We start from the raw sequence: 19,331 nt of genomic DNA, 5'->3' as shown, positions 1-19,331 counted from the left end.
GCAAGTAGGCCGACACTTCGCTTCTGAGCCCATCTGGCTGTAGAACGAAACAGCTGCGCGGAAGGGCTGGCGTTTCTACATCGGCACCCTGGTCTGCTCTGACGGGCGCGGAGACGGTGGACGGCGTCGCACCTGAAACGGGAAGCACGGTATGCTCGCAATGGGGAAGCGCAGCGAATGGAAGTTAACAAAACGCCGGTCCTGACCGTTTTCGACGTCAAGCAGCGCCTCGAGGTACCGCTCTTTCAGCGGCAATACGTGTGGAACGAGGAGCAGCAATGGACGCCGCTCTGGGAGGACATCGAGCGCAAGTTCTGTGAGGTTTTGGAGGGCCGTACCAACGCCCCTCACCACTTTCTTGGCGCCATGGTCCTCGACCAGAAACAGACGCCCACGGGGCACGTCGTGGTTCGGCAGGTGATCGACGGCCAGCAGCGGCTGACGACCCTCCAGATCTTCCTCGCTGCCTTCCGGGACTTCTGTCGGTCGCAAGGGTGCCAGCCGCTCGCCGCGGAGTGCGAGAAGTTCATTCTAAACACTGGCATGATGGCAAACCCTGAAGTCGACAAGTTCAAGGTTTGGCCGACCCAGCTCGACCGGCCGCAATTCATCGACGTCACCACGGCCGGGTCGCGGGCGGAGATCCTGAAGCGGCACCCTCTGAAAAAGAAGCCATACGCCAGAAAGCCCGATCCGCGGCCGCGAATGATTGAGGCCTACCTCTTCTTCTTCGCCCAGCTGGAGGCCTTCTTCCTGGGCGAGGAAGGTCAGGAGCTGACGGCCGCCTCGATCCCACTTGCGACGCGCACGGACGAGTGCTTCCAGGCGCTCCGCAATGCCCTGATGGTGGTCGTCATCGACCTCCAAAAGGACGACGACCCGCAGGTCATCTTCGAAACCCTGAATGCGCGCGGCGAACCTCTGCTCCCGGCCGACCTCCTGAGGAACTACATCTTCTTTCGCGCAGCGAGGGAGAAGCTCGTCATCGAGGTTGTCTATCAGAAGTACTGGAGTGGTTTCGATGAAGAGTTCTGGCGGCAGGAGGTCAGCCAGGGGCGCCTGTATCGGCCTAGAAGCGATCTATTCATGCAGCATTTCCTATCGAGTCGACAGGGACGGGACGTGCCGATCAAGCACCTCTATGTTGAGTACAAGCACTGGCTGGAAGCTACAAAGCCCTTTGCCGGAGTGGAAGCCGAGCTGCAGACGCTGTCCCGGCAGCGTGACGACTTCCGTCGGATTATCGCCCCCGCCAAGGACGACCTTCTTTTCGGCCTGTCGACGTTCCTCGACACCTTCGACGTGAGGACGACCTACCCGCTGCTGCTCGCCATGCTGGACGCGAAGACCGACGACGATGAGTTGCTGGCCGTCTGCAGCCTCCTCGAGTCCTATGTGCTGCGACGCGCAGTATGCGATCTCACCACCAAAAACTACAACCGCGTGTTCCTCTCTCTGTCCCGCAACCTGAGAGAGAACGGCTTCACGGCAGCCAACCTCAAATCAGCGCTCCTGGCCCTGTCGGGCGATTCAGCGCTTTGGCCAAACGACGCGGTGTTCCGTGACGCGTGGCTCCGCGAGCCGCTGTACACCTGTCTGAACAATGCGAGGCTGGTCTACATCCTTACGCGCCTCAACCAGACGTTCCTGACCTCGAAGATCGAGATGATTGCATTCGAGAAGCAGCCTACCGTCGAACATCTCCTGCCTCGCAGCTGGCGGCCGAACTGGCCATTACAGGACGGCTCGAAGGGCATGGAGCTGAGCGATATGCTGGCCGCACCGCCGTCGGACGCCCGTGCGCAAGCCACGCGTCGAAGGGACGAGGTGCTGCAGACGATCGGCAACCTGACGATCATCACGATGGAACTCAATTCCGCGCAGTCGAATAGCGCGTGGTCGACGAAGCGATTCCAGCTCGGCATTCACTCCATCCTGCCGATCAATCAGAGCGCGATGCAAATTGAGACCTGGAACGAGACCGCAATTCAACAGCGAGGCGAGGCTCTCTTCGCGCGGGCGTTGACGATCTGGCCGCGATAAGGTGCCTGCCCAGCTCCTTGAGAGGTAGTAGGCGAGAGCAACGGCTGGTTGCGGGTTTCGACCCTTTGCAGACCTTGGAAATGTCCGCTTCCCCACAGCTTGATGAACGACATCTGCGTTCGCGATAGGAAAACAGACGTTGTTTTGGCTGCAAAGCTGAACCGGAATACGGCCTGAGTTATGGACCCCAAGGAACATTAATCTGCAGATAAAAACTCTAGGGCTTCTGCTTGACTCATGTTAGTTATTTGATGGATTAATTCATCTGGTATTTTTCGCGTAGCCACTACTTTTTTGGGCGAGCTTTGCGGTGCAACTACCTTGTGCACACCAACCATAGCGAGTATCCGCAGTACCTTAACTCCCTTTGAAGTCTGATGTCCCCAAGTCTGCCTCACCGCATGTTTACGGTTTATGCTCTGATTAGATGGGCCTCTACCAAGTCGCTCGGAAAGCAGGCCGCGTAAGTACTCTTTTAGATCAATTTGCTCCAACAACTTGCCATCGAAACATTCTACCGCATTCTGAACGGCACGTATAATCGCAGCAGCTTCCTTAAAATGCGGCGGCTCCGATGCGTCAAAATCTTTCAGCATGTCAGAAATCGATAGGCCCGCGTAGTCACGCAGAAGTTCATCTTGCTTTGATATCAGGCATTTCCTTTCTTCCATCGTGATGTCGTTATCCGACAATGAATGGACACGGCGGTTTCTCCAAGCAATTCCGAGACTCAGAAGGTTAGCGTGTTCAGGAGGCAAGAGACCTGTGTGGGTTCGAAAGACAGCAAGTCTTCTGCTTACACTTTGCCCAGTACCGTCCATTGCGTTCCGGAAAGAAGACGAAGAAATAGCAAATGGCTTCCTATTCGTACGCATCATGTACGTGTCAAGTGCATCAATCGCACGGATTAAGGCCAAGTCTAACGAAAACATACGACTTCGATCAGCTGAATCCTTAACGCTCTTAGGGTTCCATGACGTACTAAATTCGTCGTCTGGCGTAACTTTCCCGTCTCTTACGCCTTGCAGCCCAACCAAGATTGTAATTAGAAAATGATTGGCTTGCCCAAGAAGTTGTTTGAAAACGGCCCGAGCATCAGTTCTATTTATTTCATATGACATAGGTACGCGTGCCCGAATCGAACGTGCCCGTCCGCTTTGAAGGAGCATTCAGAGCCCTTTGAAGGCGGTGCTCACCAGAGCTACGACGCAAACTGACGTTAGACGAGTGGGCGCCAAAAAAGCAAGTCTGATAGACTTCTTAACGGGTGCCAGCAGTAACCCGCAAGCGAAGGGCGCCGAAGTGGGAGATCCTGGGCATGAGTCGTCAAAATTGGTGACAGGTCGGCGGCGGAGCATCCGCTTCGAGGCGAAAGGTCAACTTCCGCTTCCCATCCAATCCAGTCGTACGGCTGGAACAGGCGCGACACCTTCGCGTGGTTGGTCAACAAGACCGGGAATTTTTGATTTGGTAGGACAACCTAATTGGGACTAAATCAGTCGCAGCGTGGCGACAAAAGTCTCTGGTGGCACGGACAACGGCCCGTATTGGGTCCTTCCCGACAGTTTGAACGGGGAGCGGGTCCCGCGGTACGCCCTCGTCGCGAGTATTTGCGAAACCGATTTTTTCAGTTTTCTTTCCTTTTGGCTGCGCTTTGTTCCGACACGCCGCTTTGAATTTGACCGAGATTCGGCACGGCAGCATGCCGCCGAAGGCCCTCCGGCGGACCTGCGAGCAGGGCACCCTCTGTGGCCGGGCTGATTGATCTTAACGTGCCGCCCCGACCCTTAGGGCGGGCGGGCACGCATATAGGGGTGTGGGGAGTGTGTGGCTAGGCAGTCTGTACCCGTCTGAATACCGTCAGAATGAGGGTCGGAATGGGGGTCTGAACCCCGTCTGAATCCCGTCTGAGGGCCGTCTGAAGGTGAATTTAGCATCGTCGGAGCCTTTGCACCTTGCGGCTCGCCGGGCCACATTCCGTAATCTCGATCCTTCTGGCGGCAAGGAGGCGGTTGAGCGCGCCTTCGAGGGATTTTTTGTTCATTCCGCCGGCCCGTTGGTCTTTTGCAAAGACTGCGGGAGCATAGCTCGATGACCTGTTTGGGCTGACGTATCGATTTTCGGCCGTATATGTTCCCAAAAGATCCATGAAGATCTGATCAGCGCGTGCTTGAACCGCAATCGCCGCGAACCCGCTGCCTGCCTTGCCGTCCAGAATGAACACGCCCTCGCGCCACCGCAATTTGATCTCCGCGCCCACAGCCCCATAGTTCGCTTTTAGGACCTTGAGAACGCGAGCATCGGGGTCATCCTCGGCCCCGCCGTCGCGCTTGACGCGCTCGAAATACAGGCGGCTGCGAACCGAATTCGACCACGCCGTTGAGCCTGACGTGCCCGAACCCGACGATAGGCCGGATAAGCTCGGGTGAGCGAGAAGGAGCACGGTGCTGCCGTGCTCCACCGTAAAGCGCCGAAGTAAACCAATGAACTGCCGGGCCTGCGTCCGTTGATTTTCGTCACCCGCGAACAGGTCGCTGAGCGGGTCGAGCACTACGAGCGCCGGCTTTGCGATGCGGATATGCTCTTGAATCAATTCGAACCAAACTGTGGGCTTAACGACATGGGTGTGGGCGTCAGAGGTGCCGAGGACTGCATCTACTTTCGTCAATGAGCAAAGCGAAAATCCGCGCGCCCTAAAATCTTCGAACGTCATGCCTATATCGGCAAGAATGTCGTTTAAACGCCGGTGAAGTTCCTCATTATCATCTTCTGCGGTCAAGAAAAGCACTGGGCCTCGTCGCACGTCGCGTCCGATCCACGGCATGCCTAGCACCGTGGCGGCGCTTAGTTGCAGCGCAAGCAGGCTTTTGCCTGTTGCGCCGTCGCCCCCCAGCATTGTCACGGTCCCAGCAGGCATCATGCCTTCAACAAACCACTGGCGTTCCGGCACCTCACGGCCGGCGAAGGAGGCTGCATCGACGATCGGCAGCTTGCGCGGGGGTTGTTTCGGCGCCTCCCGGCTGTTCTTCCGCCAGTCACTCTCAAGTTCGGGCGGCCCATCGTCGAGCCGGGCAGGCCTATATTGATCCATTCAAGCAGCCTCCTGATCGGACTGGCGCTTGCGTTGCGGCACGACGATGCTCTGACGATCCATCAGCGCGTGCCGGGCGTGGACGATCTCACGGGCATGTTGATCGTCCTCGGCCGCGATCCGGGACGTGGGGACGTCGAGCAGGAAGCGGGCAGTGCGCATGGTATCGAGCGCGGCCACCCCTTCGCATTTGGCCTTCAACCAATTCAGCGGCGTGCGAAACACTCGAAGAGGCAAGCCGCCCATGTAGCTGATCGGATCGGCAGCCCATTCGGCTCCAAGCACCGACGCGCGGCCGAGAAGCGTCACGATCTTGTCGGGTCTCCTGATCGACCATGCGACCGCATCAATCGTCTCGCTATGTTCATCACGCACTTCGGTCCACGCTGCCAGCTTGCCGGTTGGGTCGGGTTCGAAAAAGCGTGGGGGCACGATGCGGATCGGGCTCAGGTAAACACCGCCGGCCGCGCGCGTGATTACTTGGGTATTGAGCCGGTGTGCGTGGTAGTATGCCGTGCCCGGCTCGGCTGTAACGGTGAGATCGGCTAGTGCGAGAAGCAGTTCAAGTGTCATGCCGCGCCTCCGACCCAAGTAGCACAGGCAACATCGCAGGGGTTATGCGATATCGGCCTGCCGGCTTAGCGCCGCGGATTGTCTGCGCTCGTCTGCGAAGCGTCGCCGGCGTCACGCCCGCGATTTCCGCGAGGCGTTTGATGTCGAGCGGCTCGCCGTTGATGCCGCATCGTAGGAGAACGCCGAAACCGCGCAGCGGCGGATGTTCGGCGACGATCGCCTCAATCGCTGCGAGAGCGCCAACCAGCCCGTTTCTCGCCACCTGCGCTTGCCCGGCGGCGGCTTTCGAGCTATCTTTTCTGCTGTCCTGGAATGAATAGGGGGCGCGTGCTTGGCGGCGGCGCGTCCCTTTATTTGAATGAACCATCGACGATCACCAAAGGTGTTCGTTTCAGCCTGCCCGTCAACTAAAACGTGATTGCCAGATTTTGCCTTAGTTGGTGCGCGCCATCGCGCGGACGACGCTCATTGGCCAGCCTAGCTTCCGTGCGCCAACGCGCACTGGCGCGGAAATTCGGCCGGTGCGGTACAGTCGACGAACCTGGCTCACTGAAAAACCCAGAAATTCAGCAACTTGCGCGACGTTGAGCACTCGTGCCTCTTCAAGAGAAGCTGGAATGGTTACTCGCTCATGATGACTAGTGTTGCTCTTAGGTTGCATCGAATGACCTCACGAGTGATTGCGAAGTCAAACTGAGCAATAAAGAGCGAAAGCGCCACGGGGAGGAAAGTTTCTATTTTTGCTTTTTGGCCCGAGCGTCCTCGTGGCGTTGGGCGTCGCGCGCGATTTTAGCAGCCCACTGCACCTTCTTTTGGGGCACGCCAAGTGCCGCGAAGATGTCGCTGAGAAGAGTGATGTAGGGACCAGTTTTTGGCTCACTATCGTTTGTGGCGCTGTACAGCGTTACAAGCCTGTCAGTAAGCTTTGTGTACCAGAAGGCGGCCCGCTCAGCGATGCGCATTGCTTTGCTGGTAGGCTTGGCGTGAAGCATGCCAGCTTTTAAGCCTTCATGTGCAGCGTCTGCTTTCGTCGCCAACCAATTTAGTAAATCCATAATAGACGTACTTTTTGGCCCGTAATCGATGTTCCAATTTCCAAGAATAAGCGCATCTTTTCCAACAAAAGAAATGTCATGCATGGCCTTCTGTAATCGCTGAGTGCGACCGATAACTGATTTATAAGTGTCGCGATGTTTTTGCGATTTGACAAATTGGCTCAGCTCTGCCAACGTTCTTTCTAGGGTGTCTGTAAATCTAAGCTCGACGCCTTCTGGCAAATCGTCGAGCGCGGCTCGAAGTCGTCGCGCTCTCGCCGCGACAATTCTCAATTTTGCTCCCGTGACGGTGTCCGGGGTCCAGAAGTTACTTTGCGTTTCATGGAATCCTTCGTCCAACAAAAATCCTGTGATTGCGCGTTCTCGAAGGTCCTCGCGATCAGCCTTCACGATCAACTTGCCGAATGCGGCTTTAAGGGCCAAGTGGCGCGAATCCTGAGTTTCAATCATCGTGTGCGCGCCACGATGCTCTGGACGTGTTCTGCCCAAAGCTCTAGCGCGGCTCGCTTTTCGTCACGAAAGGTGTGGTGTTGGTAGACGCCGACGATGCCGCCGAAGCTGCCGCTGGTGTGGTTCAGAAGCTTCTCGATCACCGGCAACACAACGCCCAGGCGCGCCATGCCGGTCGCCACGGTTCGCCGGACGTCATGCAGCCTCCAGGGAGGCATCTCAACCGGCACAGCTCGTCGGGCTTTGCGGGCGACGGCAATACGAGCGTCGAGGCTCTGTTTCCCGTTGGACCAACCTTGAAATGAGCCGACACCGGACCCGAATGCCAAGTCGCGCCCGTCCTGGCGAGGCCGGCCGTCGAGAATGGCTAGAGCCTGCGGCGGCAGCATCAGAGCGTGCGGCTTGCCATTTTTGGTGCGCGAAGCACCGATCGTCCACAAATCACTTGTCAGTTCCGACCACAGCAGGCCGCCAACTTCTTCGCGACGCTGACCGGTCAAGACCAGAAGGCGCACGATGGCGCCGAAGTCTCCGTCACCGGCGTGGTGCCAAATGTCCGCTAATTCTGCGTCATTGAGTACCCGGTCCCGTGCCTTCTCGTCCGCCGGCTTGTGAGTCCCGACCACGGGATTCGCCGTCGCAACGCCCTCGCCGATAGCCCAAGTGAAGAAGGCCGAAAGGGCAGCCCTGGCGCGGTTTGCGGCGTACGGGCCGTTCTCATTTGCGATGACTGCAAGCCGTTCGGAGACAGTCGCTCGCGAGACTTTCTCCAGTGAAATTTCTGCGAGCGGCGCCCAATGACGTTGGAGGTATGTTCTTGTGCCTTGGTGATGGCCGGCCTTCTGTCGCCGTTCCGCGTAGGCCAAGTAGCGCGGCACGACCGCCGCGAGCGTGACGGAGGCATGCTCTTTGGCCGCTCGCTTCTCGGTTTGCGGGTCGGCACCCAGGCTGACCTTGGCCAGCGCCTCACGGGCCCGCTTGCGGGCCTGATCTGCGTCGAGGGTTTCGGTGGTGCCGAGCGTCACACGCCTCTGCTTCGAGCCGATGCGGAATTGCACGCAAAAAACTCGCTTACCGCCGGCACGGACCCGCAGGCCAAAGCCGGGCAAGTCGTCGTCAAACAGAAGCGCCTCCGCCTTCCCGGCCGGAAGGACGTATTTTGCGATATTCGCTTTCGTTAGTCGCATCGGCCATTCTGGGAAGCACATGGGAAGCAGCCTCCTGCTCCCCAATGATCATCTATGCTTCCATCAATCAGATGGTTCTGGTGTTTTTGCAAGGAAATTCGGCGCTAATGATCAGCTAAGATGTGTACCACACCTTTGGCGGCGGTGACTTTTAATCAGAGGGTCCTGGGTTCGAGTCCCAGCGCGCTCACCAACGAATGAAGTTTCTTAGCCTACGTTTGTGAGTGCACCGCTTCCCTGAGATTAAGATTGGGAAAGCCATGGTGATCGTGCGTGCTGCCACATCGCCTTGCGGATGGCTTCGGGCCCGACGCAACGTAGAGATGATCGACAGCCTATTGGCATGGTTGGAGCACGGATTAGACGGGGCCAACAGCCTCTGTTTTCGAAAACCTTTTGCCCGCCGCCTCGTTTTCCATGGCGGCATGCTCGGATTGCGTCATCCAGATGAGCTGCCAGATTAAGTGAACTCCGCGACGTCATGGAGTGTAACTGCGCCAGGCCCCGTCCTCGTACTGGGCCGCGACATTGGCTGCCGCTCTCGCCGCTAAATTGGTGGCGATTTCTCGGGTGCGTGCGGCCGATGATCGTCGGTGCCTCGCGGACCTCGTTGTGTCGCTCAGTCGCTTGGTCATGTTGAACAACTCTTGGGGGGCGCCCTCCCTCGTGCCCCGGAATTTGGAGCAGGTGCGGCGGTGCTGAGTGATCGCCTATCGCGTGCCGAGATTCTTGAGGCCTCCGGACTTTCGCAAAGTGGCCGGGTCATGACTAACGGCCGCGTCAACATAGCACTGGACGCCGCCGGGCGGCTTGCAGGAAGTTCACCTCTCACATGCAAGGAGGTCACCATGCTCGGACGGATCGTGGGAGCGGTAGTGCTGGCGATGCTGGCCAGTGGCGCGATCGCCCAAGAGGAAGACCGGTACGCTCAGGCCCGGCTTGCGTGCCTCGGTGACGTGGTCCGGCTTTGCCCCGAGGCGATGCTGGATGCCGATCAGGCCCGAGCCTGCATGAAGGACAAGAAGAAGCTCGTCAGCCCTGGATGTGCTGAGTTTTATCCGGGTGGGAAGAGGGCAGCCGAGGTCCGGTAATCGTGAGCGGCACTGTCAACTCTTGACCACGATTGGGGCGCTCGTAAAGCTCCGCGCCTGCTTAGAGTTGCTTCGACAGAGAGGCCCACTGCCGCAATGATCGACCCAGGCGCCGACCCTTGGATACGCTGGTACGAAGGCTACCGTGCCGACTGCGCCGGGATTAGGGCAAAAGCTTTGCGGCGAAAGGAGCAAAAGGAGGTCTCCAACCTCTTCGCCTTCTTGCTGATCGGCTACATGCTCTTAGGCGGCGCAATTGCAGGGATCACGGTCGGGCTCGTGATGGCGGACTGATGGTGTTTTCGGTTCATGTGCGCCAGTCTCCCAGTCCCGAGACGATCCGCTAGATCCTGGAGCGGCGGCCGGCGATCGCCGTGATGCGAAAGGCCGTGTCGGCCCAAATGTAGTAGTTTGTACTTGACCTGACAGATAGCGTCGCCTCGAGTCTGCGGAGACCGCAGCGGCCGAGTTCTGAGTCCCCGAAGCCTATGCCGACGTTGCCGCTCTGGGGCGCGATCCGGCCGTCCATCTCATCATGGTTTGCGTGAAGGTGCCCCACCACCGGGCCCTGTTCGAGCCCGCGCTTGCGGCCGGCAAGATGGTCTACTGAGAGTGGCCGATCGAGCGGGGTAGGCGGCATGGTAGGCGCCCCGAAGGCGGCGATCTGTCCAATCATGTCGGGGCAGCCGACCTGGTAGGCGGCGCCCACGGCGACGTGGTTGACCCGATGCGTGTCCACCATGTCGCCGAATTCGAGGATGCCGGTGACGCGGTCCGTGTAGGCCGGATCGACGGGTACATTGTGGGGATTGAGATCGTTGTGCACCACCTGCCGCCGCAGCTTGGCAAGGCGCGGCAGTATGTTATCCTCTAGGTGGTCGAGCCGCCGTGCAACGAGGGCACGGCTGTCCGAGGCCACATGTGGCAGCAGAGGCCGTAGGCGAGCGGCGCCCTTGAGATCCCAGAGCAGATCATGATCGGCGGCCGGAAGTCGCGAAGCGAGAGCCCGATCCCAGCGAGGCAGCGACCGAGGTTGGCGGCCTGCGGCAAGGAGGGGACCACGCGGTGCAGGGGTTCCCCTCGGAGATAGGTGAGCAGGCGGACAACATGGCGCGAGCCAGCCGCAATCGTGACCGTGGTCTCGTCCTCGCCCGCCAAGGAAGCGCAGACGAACGGTACGGGCAGACCGGGCGAGCATCGCTCGATGTGCCGCAGCGCCGCAGTCTAAAAATTGGTGATCGCCGGGTCCTCGGCCGCGTTGCTGAGTTTCAGAACGAAGGCGCGCCCGTCCGGCGCCTCAACTTGGAAGTTGGCGTCCCGCTCGCTCGTCAGCCGGGCGACCCGCCCCGAGATGCCGAAGAGCTCCTGCGCGAGGCGGGTCGCTTCGGCGTCCTCCAAGCGTGGGACGTCGGTGGTCAGGACCGCAGGCTGAGCCGCTGCCGTCGTGGTTTGCCCCTCACCCACCGTCTCCCGACCCCGTACTCTGCCCATGCGGATGCAGGAGATTGTCGGCCCAGCGCTCGGCGATGTGCGGGAATGCCAGGTCCGGCTTGCGCCCGAGCAGCCGTTCGAGCACGCGTGGCGGCGTCAACGGTAGTTCCTGCACCCGCAAGCCGGTGGCATTGGCCACCGCGCAGGCGACAGTCGCTCCGACATTGAGGATCGGCACTTCGCCGGCGCCCTTGGTGCCGAGTGGGCCCGATGACGGCGCGCCCTCGTAGAGGCTGATCGCGACCGGCACGACGTCGCCCGCGAGCGGCAGCCGGTAGGTTTCGAAACCGGACTGGCGGACGCAGCCGTCCGAGCCGATCGTCACATCTTCATGCAGCGCGTAGCCAAGTCCCTGCACGACGCCGCCCTGGATCTGCCCCCCGACTGCGCTCGGGTTGAGGGCGCGGCCGACATCCTGGACCACACGATAGCCCAGGACCTCGACGTGGCCGGTCTCGCGGTCAACCGCCACGTCGCAGTCGTGAACGGCGAAAACCGGGATATCGATCGCGTCGAGGAAGTGGCCCGCCGCGCAGCCTACCATGGCCTTGACGCCCTGACCCGTGAAGGCGCCGGTTCCGGCCACAGGCCCTTGCAGCGCCTGGGCCCGAGCCGCGACTTCGGCAATCGAATAACCGTAACGGTTCGCGCCCGGACGCTCGATGCGACCGTCGCGCATGACGAGATCGTCGGGCGCGACATCCATCATCGCGGCCGCGACGGCGAGCAACTTGCCGCGTACCTCGGTGGCCGCCTTCAAGCTCGCGGCGCCGAGCGACACCGTAGTCCGGCCGCCGCCCACTCCGACGTCGTAGCCGGCCGCGTCGGTGTCGGCACTCCGCACCACCACGTCGTCGGGCCGGATCCCAAGTACGCCGGCCACGATCTGCGGCAAGGCCTGCATGGTCGATCCCGAGCCGATCTCGACCCCGGACGTTACCAGGGTCGCGCTCCCGTCGGCGTTCATGTTCACCGTCGCGGCCGAGGGCCCGACGAAGACGAACCATGTGCCGACCGTCGTGGCTCGCCCGTAGAGCCGGCCGTCGTCACCCGGAACAAGGTCCGGCGCGTCGGCCCGCAGCTCCGCCATCCGATCGAGCATGGGGCCGAGCACGTCACCTTCGAAGATTTGGCCGGTTGCGCCTAGCGCGCCGTCGCCAAGAACGTTGCGGCGGCGGAAGGCGAGCGGGTCCATGCCGATCGCCGCCGCGATCTCATCGGTATGCCGCTCGAGCGCAAAGGTGTTGTAGACGCCGTTGCAGGCCCGGAAGGCGCCGTTCGGGGCCGTGTTGGTGTAGATAGCGCGCGACACCAGCCGCGTCGCACCCACCCGATAATTGCCTCCCAGCGTGTGCGCCGTCATGGTGGTAAGAAAGATCTGCTCGCCCCCATAGGCACCGCAATCCATCAGCACAACCGCCTCCCGGCCGAGGATCTCGCCGGCCTTTGTGACCGCTGAGCGTATACGGATCTCGGCATTCTCACGGAACAGGCAGGTCAGCATCTCCTCCTCGCGGGAATTCACGAGGCGGACCGGACGGCCGCTCTTCCGCGCGAGCAGCGCCGCGAAAGGCTCGATGGCGAGGTCGAACTTGAGCCCGAAGCCGCCGCCAACCGGCGGAACCGTGACCCGTACCGCGGAAGCGCGGATGCCGAGTAGCCGTGCCGTACCGTTGCGCACCGTCCAAGGCACCTGGGTCGAGGTCTCGATATGGAGGCGGCCATCCTCGAAAGCGGCGATGGCGGCGCGCGGCTCGAAGGCGACGTGGTTCTGGCGGCCGACCCGAAAGGCGCTATCGACGATCGTCACGTCAGGCCGGGCGAAGGCCGCATCGACGTCGCCGCGCACGGCGGTCGCCTCCCAGGCGACATTGCCGCCCCGCGCGCCGCCTGCGAAGAGAACCTCGTAGCTCCGCCAGTCGGGGTGCACCAGCGGCGCCTCTGCGGCGAGAGCCGCTTCCATGTCGAGTACGGCCGGCATCGGCGCGATGTCGAAGACAATGGCAGCAAGCGCGGCCTGCGCCTGATCGAACGTATCGGCCGCTATAGCTGCCAGCGGCTCCCCATGGTAGCGGACCCGATCCACGACGAAGAGCGGATGGTCGGCGATGCCGATGCCGATCCGCCCCGGCGCATCGCCCGCCGTCACTACGGCGCGCACGCCCGGCATCGTCGCGGCCCGGCTGACATCGAGTTTGCGCAAAATGCCCGAGGCTACGCCGGCGCGCAACACCGCGCCGTGCAGCAGACCCGCCGGGAAGCGATCGATGGTGAAGCGCGTGCGCCCGGTGAGCTTGTCGCGCGCGTCGCGGCGGCGGAAATTCATGACGGTGTCGGCAGGATCAACCATCGCGGGCCGCCTCCGGACCATGAGCAGCGGCGATCGCCAGTGCGGCGGCGACGATGCGTTCGTAGCCTGTGCAACGGCAGATGTTGCCCACGAGAGCTTGCCGAACCTCGGCGTCGGTGAGGTCGTGTGTCCGCCTCAGGGCGTGGGTTAAGGTGATCACCATGCCAGGAAAGCACATCCCGCATTGGACGGCGTCGTGGGACTCGAGGGCGTCCTGCAGCGGCGTCAGGGTGCCACCGGGCGACAGGCCTTCGATCGTGCAGATGTCGCTTCCTTCGACCAGGCCAGCAGGGGTCAGGCAGGACAAGATGGGCCGCCCATCACGCAGCACCATGCAGGCGCCGCAGAAACCCTCTCGGCAAACGGGCTTCGCGCCCGTCAACTGGAACTCCTCGCGCAGGATGTCGAGGAGCGGGGTCATCGGTCCCGCGTTGGAGAGGCGGACCTCCCCGTTGACAGTCAAGGCGAGCGGCATGGGCGCGAATTCCCTGACGAGAGTGACTCTGCAATGCCGGCCATGGCACGGCGGACGAGGGACGGCAACACGTGGACGCGGTACCAGCCAGGCGCCTCGATGCCCTCACGTCCCGTAATCTCGTACAGAAGGCGCTCGGCTGCCGCGCCGGCACGTTCCGGATCGACCGGCTCGCCTAGCAGCACGGCTTCGAGGCTCCGCCAGCGTCGCGCCACGGTTTCGACAGCGCCGATTGCCACACAGGCTTTCGTGACGCGGTCGCGCTCGCAAAGCCTGATCGCGACGCTGACGATGGCGACAGGGTAATCCCCGGCCTTACGGAGTGGCAGGCGCGCATGCGCGCTCCGCCCTGCCTCGCGCGGGACGACGACCCTGGTCAGCAGCCAGCCGGGCACAAGGGCCGCTCGACGTTCCAGGAAAACTTCGAGGCTGAGGCGCTCACGGCCCTGCGATCGGGCGAGGTCCACCTCGGCGTCGAGGCTCAGCAAAGCCGGCAACAGATCGGCAGCCGGAAAGCTCGTCGTGCACAGGTTGCCACCGATCGTCGCGGTCGCCCGGATCGCAGGATTGGCCGAGCGGCCGGCGGCCTCGGCGAGCACCTGAAGGTCCGGGTAGCCCGCGACGGCCTCCGCGAGCGCCGCATGAGTGACTGCAGCACCGAGTTCGACGCGTTCTTCGGAGATTGCGATGGCGCTCAATGCGGAGATCTTTGACAATGACACGAAGACGGGCGGCGGCGCTTCATGGCGGATCGGTGCCCGCATAATCCATGTGCCGCCCGCGAGAGGGGCGCAGTCGCGTCCCCCCGCAGCCAGCAGAGCCACGGCCTCAGAAATCGACGCCGGCTGGTGCAGGACGAGCGGCGAAAAGATGCTCATCGCTGCTCCAGTCGGGCACGGTCGAGTACGACCCCGGCGATCACGATGGCGCCGAGCACCACCATTTGCACGTAGCCATCGATGCGCACAAGGTTCATGCCATTCGAGAGAATGGTGACGAACAGGGCGCCGAGGACGGCGGTGCCGACCCCACCCTTGCCCCCCGCAAGGCTGGTGCCGCCGATAACGGCTGCGGCAGTGGCCTGCAGCGATAACGATCCGCCGAGGTTCGGTTCGCCAGAGCCGGTTCGCGCTGTCAGCATCAGGGCGCCGAGCGCCGCGATCCCGGAGCACAGCAGATAGGTGGTGACCAGAATCCGCTTCACGGGAAGGCCCGCCACCATTGCCGCACGCGGGTTGGTACCGATGAGGTAAAGGGAGCGACCGAACACGCTGCGGGTCAGCACGATGTGGAGGATGACGCCCAAAATCAGCGCTATGATGACGACGGCCGGCACGCCGAACAGCGTGCCGCCGTAGAACAGTTGGGTGAAGACATCCGGCACGCCTTGCACGGGACGACCGCCCGATATCGTCGTGGCGATGCCGATGGCGATATTATAGCTGCCCAGCGTCGCCACGAAGGGGTTGACGCCAAGCAGCGCCACCACGCTGCCGTTAAAGAGACCGCAGGCGGCGCCGAGCACGAACCCAGCCCCGAGCCCGAGCAGCAGGATGACGCTCGGCCCCTGATGGGCCGAGGTGCCGGACGCCATGGCGAGAGCCGCCCCGACGCTGACGGCCGACACCGTCGGGCCGAGCGACAGGTCGAAACCACGGGTCAGGATCACCACGGTCTGGGCCATGGCAAACAGCGCCAGATAACCGGTCTGCTGCGCGATGTTCATCAGGTTCGCGGGCGACAGCACCCGGACGTCTACGATCGCGAAGCCAAGCAGCAGCATCAGGAGAGCGATCGGCAATGCTGCTTGAACAAGCGACCGGCGAACCGCGGAGCGGAGCTCTCGCGTCGCACCGAGCGCCATATCGGAGGACGTCTCGGCGTCAGACACGGGCCTTCCTCCGCCGGCTCGCCTCATCGAGTGCGACGGCCACCACCATGATCAAACCGAGGATGATGGGCTGGATGCGGGAGTCGATGTGCAGGAGGTTGACCGCGTTGCTCAGGATGGAGAGGAAGAGCGCGCTGATGGCGACGATCTCCACCCTGCCGACGCCACCCCGAAGACTGACCCCGCCGATCACCGCAGCGGCGATCGATTGCAGCATCATGCGGTCGCCGCCAAAGCTCGCCTGCCCGGAACCGACCTGGGCCGTCAGCAACAGTCCGGTCGCGGCGGCGAGAAGCCCGGAGACCGCATAGGCGGCGATCACATGCCACCCGATAGAGACGCCGGACACCACCGCGGCCTCGACATTGCCGCCGATCGCGTAGTTGTATCGACCGAACAGCGTGCGCCGTTGCACGAAGATCATGAGCGCCAGGATCAGCAGAGCCGCATAGACGGCGGTTGGAAGGCCGAGAAGCTGGGCGCGCCCGAATCCCTTCACGAAACTGTCGGGCATACCGTAGACCGGAATGCCGTTGGTCAGCATCAGCCCCAGCCCAGTCACGGCGGACATTGTGCCGAGCGTAACGACGAAGCCGGTCACCCGGAGTTTCGCGACACAGAGCCCATTGACGATGCCAGCGGCCAGGCCGCAGCCGAGACCCGCTGCGACGCCGCCCGCGATGATCGTGGCGTCCTGACCGGGAACGGATGCGCCGAGTCCCGCCATGGCTTTCGCAGCGACCACGCTTGCCAGCGCCACGATGGCCCCCACGGACAAATCGAACCCACCGCCGATGATCACCAACGACTGTCCAAAAGCCACGATGGTGAGAAAGGCCGTGTTGCGCAGAATATTGAGGATATTGATCGGCCCGTAGAAGTGCGGATCGGCCGCCGACATTCCGATCACGACCGCGAGCAGCAGCGCCGGCAGAATACCGAGGCGTCCGAGAAGGCCGAAGCCAGGGTGCCGCTCAAGGCGCGGATACGCCGCGACCGCGGAACTCATGCAGCCTCCCGCCCGTGATCCTGGAAAAAACTCGCGAGCACGTTCTGCTCGGTCTTGTCGTCGCCCGAGAGTTCGGCCGCGATGCGACCCTGATGCATGACGTAAAGGCGGTTCGACAGGGCCAGCACTTCCGGCAGTTCGGAGGAGACCACCACCACGGCTGCACCGGTCTCGACCAGATGCTTCATGAATTCGTAGACCTCGACCTTGGCGCCGACGTCGATGCCCACGCTCGGCTCATCGAACAGGAAGACCTGCAGGTCGCGCGTAAGGGCGCGGCCCAGCATCACCTTCTGACGGTTGCCGCCCGAAAGCGCCCCGGCGTTGCGTTCGATGTCAGGCGGCCTGAGCTTCAGCCGCTCCATGACGACCGAGATCGCCCTGCGCTCTGCGCGCGGTCTCAGGAAACCTAACCGGGCGAAACGGTCGAGATCCAGCGCCGTCATCGAGGAGTTCTCGCGGATTGGGCGTGACAGGGCGAGGCCTTCGGCCACGCGGTTGGCCGGGAAGTAAGCTACGCCACGACGTAGGCTCTCCCGAGGGCCGGACTGCTCGACGGAATGTCCATGCAGTCGTACCATCCCGTCCACGATGGCGTCGATCCCGTAGATGGCGCGGACCAGCTCGGACTTGCCGCAGCCGACAAGGCCCGCAATGCCTGTGATCTCGCCAGCCCTGGCGTGGAAATTGACGCCCTGCACGGCGCCGTCAGCCGTCGTCAGATTCTCGACGTCGAGGGTGACGGCACCCGGCGCATGCGGAATGGCCGGAAACAGAACGTCGATCTTGCGGCCCGTCATCAGCTCGACCAGATCGCCGTCCGAGGCCGACGCGGCATCGAGCGTACGGATGTGGCGGCCGTCGCGCAGCACGGTCACCCGGTCGGCCAAAGCGCGGATTTCCCGCATCCGATGGGAGACGTAGATCAAGCCCACGCCTTCGGTCTTAAGCTTCACAATGAGCTCGAAAAGGCGTCCGGTTTCCCGCTCGGTCAGTGAGGCGGTGGGTTCGTCGAGGATCAGCAGCCGCACGCGGCCAAGCAGCGCCTTGGCGATCTCGGTCATCTGCTGGTGGGCGCGCGACAGGTCGTCGACGCGGCGCGACGGATCGAGATCGAAGCCGAGTTCGTCGATCAGCGTGCGCGCCCGCTTGCGCATCCGCCGTGCATTGAGCACGCCGCCGGCTGCGATCTCGCGTCCGAGGAACAGGTTGTCTTCGACGCTCAGGCTCGGCACGAGGGAAAACTCCTGGAACACAGGCGAGATGCCGATCGCCCGCGCCCGATGCGGCGTCAGATCGTGGATCTCTTCCCCGCCGAAGCGGAACGTGCCTTCATCAGGCGGAAAGCTGCCCGAAATGACATTGATGAGGGTGGACTTCCCTGCGCCATTCTCGCCGAACAGCACGTGAAGCTCGCCGGCCCGGACGTCGAGATCGACGCCATCGAGCGCCCGTACGCCGGTGAAACGCTTGGAAATTCCCTTCAGCTCGAGCAGGGGGGCATCCTGCCGGCCTGCGGTGCCGAGACTGTTCATGGGCAGAGCCTGGCTGCTGGGTGGCACCGGAACGCCGCCGTCCGATCGAGGGCGGCGTGCCGCGTCATCTCACTTGGCTTTGACGTTGTAGACCGGCGTCCAGTTGGACGGCGCCAGGACGAGATCCATCTGCAGCTTGGGCACGGTCGTCTTGTCCACGACTGCCGCGATGGGCTGCACGAGGCTGATGACCGGCTTCTTCTCGATCAGGCGCACGGCCTGGTCGATCGCCATCGCGCCCTCGCCGACCGGATATTGCGTGGCGAAGGCCAGGATATCGCCGCGGTTCAAGGCATCGAGCATCGCCTGGTTCTCGTAGGACGACATGATCTTGATGTCGCTGCGGCCAGCCTCGGCAACGGCACCGATGGCGGCCTCGGCGGTCGGTGCCGAGCCCCAGATGACGTTCATCGAAGGGTAGGCCTGCAGCGCGTCCTGAATGAGCTGCAGCTGTACCGCAACACCGGAGTCACCGAATTTCTCACCCAGGATCTTCACGTCCGGGTTCTTGCTGACAGCCTTCTTGAAGCCATCGTTGAACGACTCCGCCCAACCCGAACCAGCCGGGCCTGGGAAAGTTACGATGTTTGCCTTCTCGCCAGGCTTCAACTGCGCCAGGAGTCCTTCGCCCGTCACACCGCCCATCGCGGTGAAATCGACATAATTGGCGGCCGGCAGAGCGTTCGGCGGCAGCGGGTTGGTGACGCCGACAACCGGGATCCCCTTGGCTTTGGCTTCCTCGAACTTCTTGGTCAAGCCGGCACCCGAGATGGCGCCAACAATGATGGCATCGACGCCGCCCGCCATGCAGTCGTCGAATTGCGAAAGCTGTTTTGGCAGGTTCTCGTATCCCCCCGCCTCGTAGAGGTTCATGTTGACGTTCTCGGTCTCGGCCTGCTTGACGATGCCGTAGGCGACCGCGACCCAGAAACTGTCCTTCATGTGCGGGAAGAGCACGCAAAGGTTGTAGGGTTTCTGGGCCTTGTCGAGTGGCTGATATTCGGCTGCCTTCGGCGTGCCCGATGACGAGTCGTAGATCTTCATGGGAAAAAAGGGAGCGTCCGCGGCCCAGGCCGGTGTCGTCGCTATC

At 62.2% G+C, this 19,331-nt stretch carries 16 protein-coding genes; 2 read left to right on the top strand and 14 right to left on the bottom strand.

Annotation, left to right across the window (positions count from 1 at the left end; translation table 11 throughout):
• Positions 1–177 precede the first annotated feature (177 nt).
• Positions 178–2,043 (top strand): DUF262 domain-containing protein, encoded by a 1,866-nt coding sequence (locus M8523_RS16910; protein ID WP_282586067.1) that lies wholly within the window; start codon positions 178–180, stop codon positions 2,041–2,043.
• 197 nt (positions 2,044–2,240) lie between these two features.
• Here the strand turns inward: M8523_RS16910 and M8523_RS16905 are convergent, their stop codons facing one another.
• From M8523_RS16905 to M8523_RS16885, 5 genes are all read right to left on the bottom strand, one after another.
• A complete protein-coding gene (locus M8523_RS16905) occupies positions 2,241–2,714 on the bottom strand; it encodes a hypothetical protein (RefSeq protein WP_282586066.1) in 474 nt (157 codons plus the stop codon).
• A gap of 1,259 nt (positions 2,715–3,973) precedes the next feature.
• Positions 3,974–5,134, bottom strand: coding sequence for an AAA family ATPase (locus tag M8523_RS16900; RefSeq protein WP_282586065.1), 1,161 nt, complete (start codon positions 5,132–5,134; stop codon positions 3,974–3,976).
• Positions 5,135–5,707, bottom strand: a complete 573-nt coding sequence (locus M8523_RS16895; protein ID WP_282586064.1) for a hypothetical protein — start codon at positions 5,705–5,707, stop codon at positions 5,135–5,137. It abuts the gene before it with no gap.
• A gap of 734 nt (positions 5,708–6,441) precedes the next feature.
• Entirely contained in the window at positions 6,442–7,185 is a 744-nt protein-coding gene (locus M8523_RS16890; RefSeq protein ID WP_282586063.1) for a hypothetical protein, read from the bottom strand.
• 23 nt (positions 7,186–7,208) lie between these two features.
• Positions 7,209–8,399 (bottom strand): tyrosine-type recombinase/integrase, encoded by a 1,191-nt coding sequence (locus M8523_RS16885; protein ID WP_282586062.1) that lies wholly within the window; start codon positions 8,397–8,399, stop codon positions 7,209–7,211.
• Positions 8,400–9,247: 848 nt separating this feature from the next.
• Here M8523_RS16885 and M8523_RS16880 point away from each other — a divergent pair.
• On the top strand, positions 9,248–9,490 hold the full coding sequence (locus M8523_RS16880; protein ID WP_282586061.1) for a hypothetical protein: 243 nt from the start codon (positions 9,248–9,250) through the stop codon (positions 9,488–9,490).
• A gap of 343 nt (positions 9,491–9,833) precedes the next feature.
• Here M8523_RS16880 and M8523_RS16875 read toward each other — a convergent pair whose 3' ends face one another.
• The 9 genes from M8523_RS16875 to torT form a co-directional block, all read right to left on the bottom strand.
• Entirely contained in the window at positions 9,834–10,688 is an 855-nt protein-coding gene (locus M8523_RS16875; RefSeq protein WP_282586060.1) for a phosphotransferase, read from the bottom strand.
• Between the two features lie 26 nt (positions 10,689–10,714).
• Complete coding sequence (locus tag M8523_RS16870; protein WP_282586059.1) at positions 10,715–10,954, bottom strand: hypothetical protein; 240 nt, start codon at positions 10,952–10,954, stop codon at positions 10,715–10,717.
• Positions 10,947–13,331: a xanthine dehydrogenase family protein molybdopterin-binding subunit gene (locus M8523_RS16865; RefSeq protein WP_282586058.1), complete on the bottom strand. Its 2,385-nt coding sequence runs from the start codon at positions 13,329–13,331 to the stop codon at positions 10,947–10,949. The genes M8523_RS16870 and M8523_RS16865 overlap by 8 nt, the downstream gene beginning before the upstream one ends.
• The gene (locus M8523_RS16860) at positions 13,324–13,806 is read right to left on the bottom strand and encodes a (2Fe-2S)-binding protein (protein ID WP_282586057.1); all 483 of its coding nucleotides are present in this window, start codon (positions 13,804–13,806) and stop codon (positions 13,324–13,326) included. The genes M8523_RS16865 and M8523_RS16860 overlap by 8 nt, the downstream gene beginning before the upstream one ends.
• On the bottom strand, positions 13,791–14,684 hold the full coding sequence (locus M8523_RS16855; protein WP_282586056.1) for an FAD binding domain-containing protein: 894 nt from the start codon (positions 14,682–14,684) through the stop codon (positions 13,791–13,793). The genes M8523_RS16860 and M8523_RS16855 overlap by 16 nt, the downstream gene beginning before the upstream one ends.
• Positions 14,681–15,697: an ABC transporter permease gene (locus M8523_RS16850; RefSeq protein ID WP_282586055.1), complete on the bottom strand. Its 1,017-nt coding sequence runs from the start codon at positions 15,695–15,697 to the stop codon at positions 14,681–14,683. The genes M8523_RS16855 and M8523_RS16850 overlap by 4 nt, the downstream gene beginning before the upstream one ends.
• Positions 15,690–16,706: an ABC transporter permease gene (locus M8523_RS16845; protein ID WP_282586054.1), complete on the bottom strand. Its 1,017-nt coding sequence runs from the start codon at positions 16,704–16,706 to the stop codon at positions 15,690–15,692. Before M8523_RS16845 ends, M8523_RS16850 begins: the two co-directional genes overlap by 8 nt.
• The gene (locus M8523_RS16840) at positions 16,703–18,241 is read right to left on the bottom strand and encodes a sugar ABC transporter ATP-binding protein (RefSeq protein WP_282586053.1); all 1,539 of its coding nucleotides are present in this window, start codon (positions 18,239–18,241) and stop codon (positions 16,703–16,705) included. The genes M8523_RS16845 and M8523_RS16840 overlap by 4 nt, the downstream gene beginning before the upstream one ends.
• 69 nt (positions 18,242–18,310) lie before the next feature.
• Positions 18,311–19,285: a TMAO reductase system periplasmic protein TorT gene (gene torT / locus M8523_RS16835; RefSeq protein ID WP_282586052.1), complete on the bottom strand. Its 975-nt coding sequence runs from the start codon at positions 19,283–19,285 to the stop codon at positions 18,311–18,313.
• Positions 19,286–19,331 lie beyond the last annotated feature (46 nt).

The sequence above is a fragment of the Lichenifustis flavocetrariae genome, from assembly GCF_026130545.1.
In the GTDB taxonomy this organism is placed as follows: Bacteria; Pseudomonadota; Alphaproteobacteria; order Rhizobiales; family Beijerinckiaceae; genus Lichenihabitans; species Lichenihabitans flavocetrariae.
This window is presented reverse-complemented; position numbering and strand designations above follow the sequence as displayed.

Bases quoted from the DNA above. Each gene is read 5' to 3' on its own strand.
- M8523_RS16910 (WP_282586067.1), top strand. From the start codon at position 178: ATGGAAGTTAACAAAACGCCGGTCCTGACCGTTTTCGACGTCAAGCAG.
- M8523_RS16905 (WP_282586066.1), bottom strand. From the start codon at position 2,714: ATGGAAGAAAGGAAATGCCTGATATCAAAGCAAGATGAACTTCTGCGT.
- M8523_RS16900 (WP_282586065.1), bottom strand. From the start codon at position 5,134: ATGGATCAATATAGGCCTGCCCGGCTCGACGATGGGCCGCCCGAACTT.
- M8523_RS16895 (WP_282586064.1), bottom strand. From the start codon at position 5,707: ATGACACTTGAACTGCTTCTCGCACTAGCCGATCTCACCGTTACAGCC.
- M8523_RS16885 (WP_282586062.1), bottom strand. From the start codon at position 8,399: ATGCGACTAACGAAAGCGAATATCGCAAAATACGTCCTTCCGGCCGGG.
- M8523_RS16880 (WP_282586061.1), top strand. From the start codon at position 9,248: ATGCTCGGACGGATCGTGGGAGCGGTAGTGCTGGCGATGCTGGCCAGT.
- M8523_RS16875 (WP_282586060.1), bottom strand. From the start codon at position 10,688: ATGCTCGCCCGGTCTGCCCGTACCGTTCGTCTGCGCTTCCTTGGCGGG.
- M8523_RS16865 (WP_282586058.1), bottom strand. From the start codon at position 13,331: ATGGTTGATCCTGCCGACACCGTCATGAATTTCCGCCGCCGCGACGCG.
- M8523_RS16860 (WP_282586057.1), bottom strand. From the start codon at position 13,806: ATGCCGCTCGCCTTGACTGTCAACGGGGAGGTCCGCCTCTCCAACGCG.
- M8523_RS16855 (WP_282586056.1), bottom strand. From the start codon at position 14,684: ATGAGCATCTTTTCGCCGCTCGTCCTGCACCAGCCGGCGTCGATTTCT.
- M8523_RS16845 (WP_282586054.1), bottom strand. From the start codon at position 16,706: ATGAGTTCCGCGGTCGCGGCGTATCCGCGCCTTGAGCGGCACCCTGGC.
- M8523_RS16840 (WP_282586053.1), bottom strand. From the start codon at position 18,241: ATGAACAGTCTCGGCACCGCAGGCCGGCAGGATGCCCCCCTGCTCGAG.
- torT (WP_282586052.1), bottom strand. From the start codon at position 19,285: ATGAAGATCTACGACTCGTCATCGGGCACGCCGAAGGCAGCCGAATAT.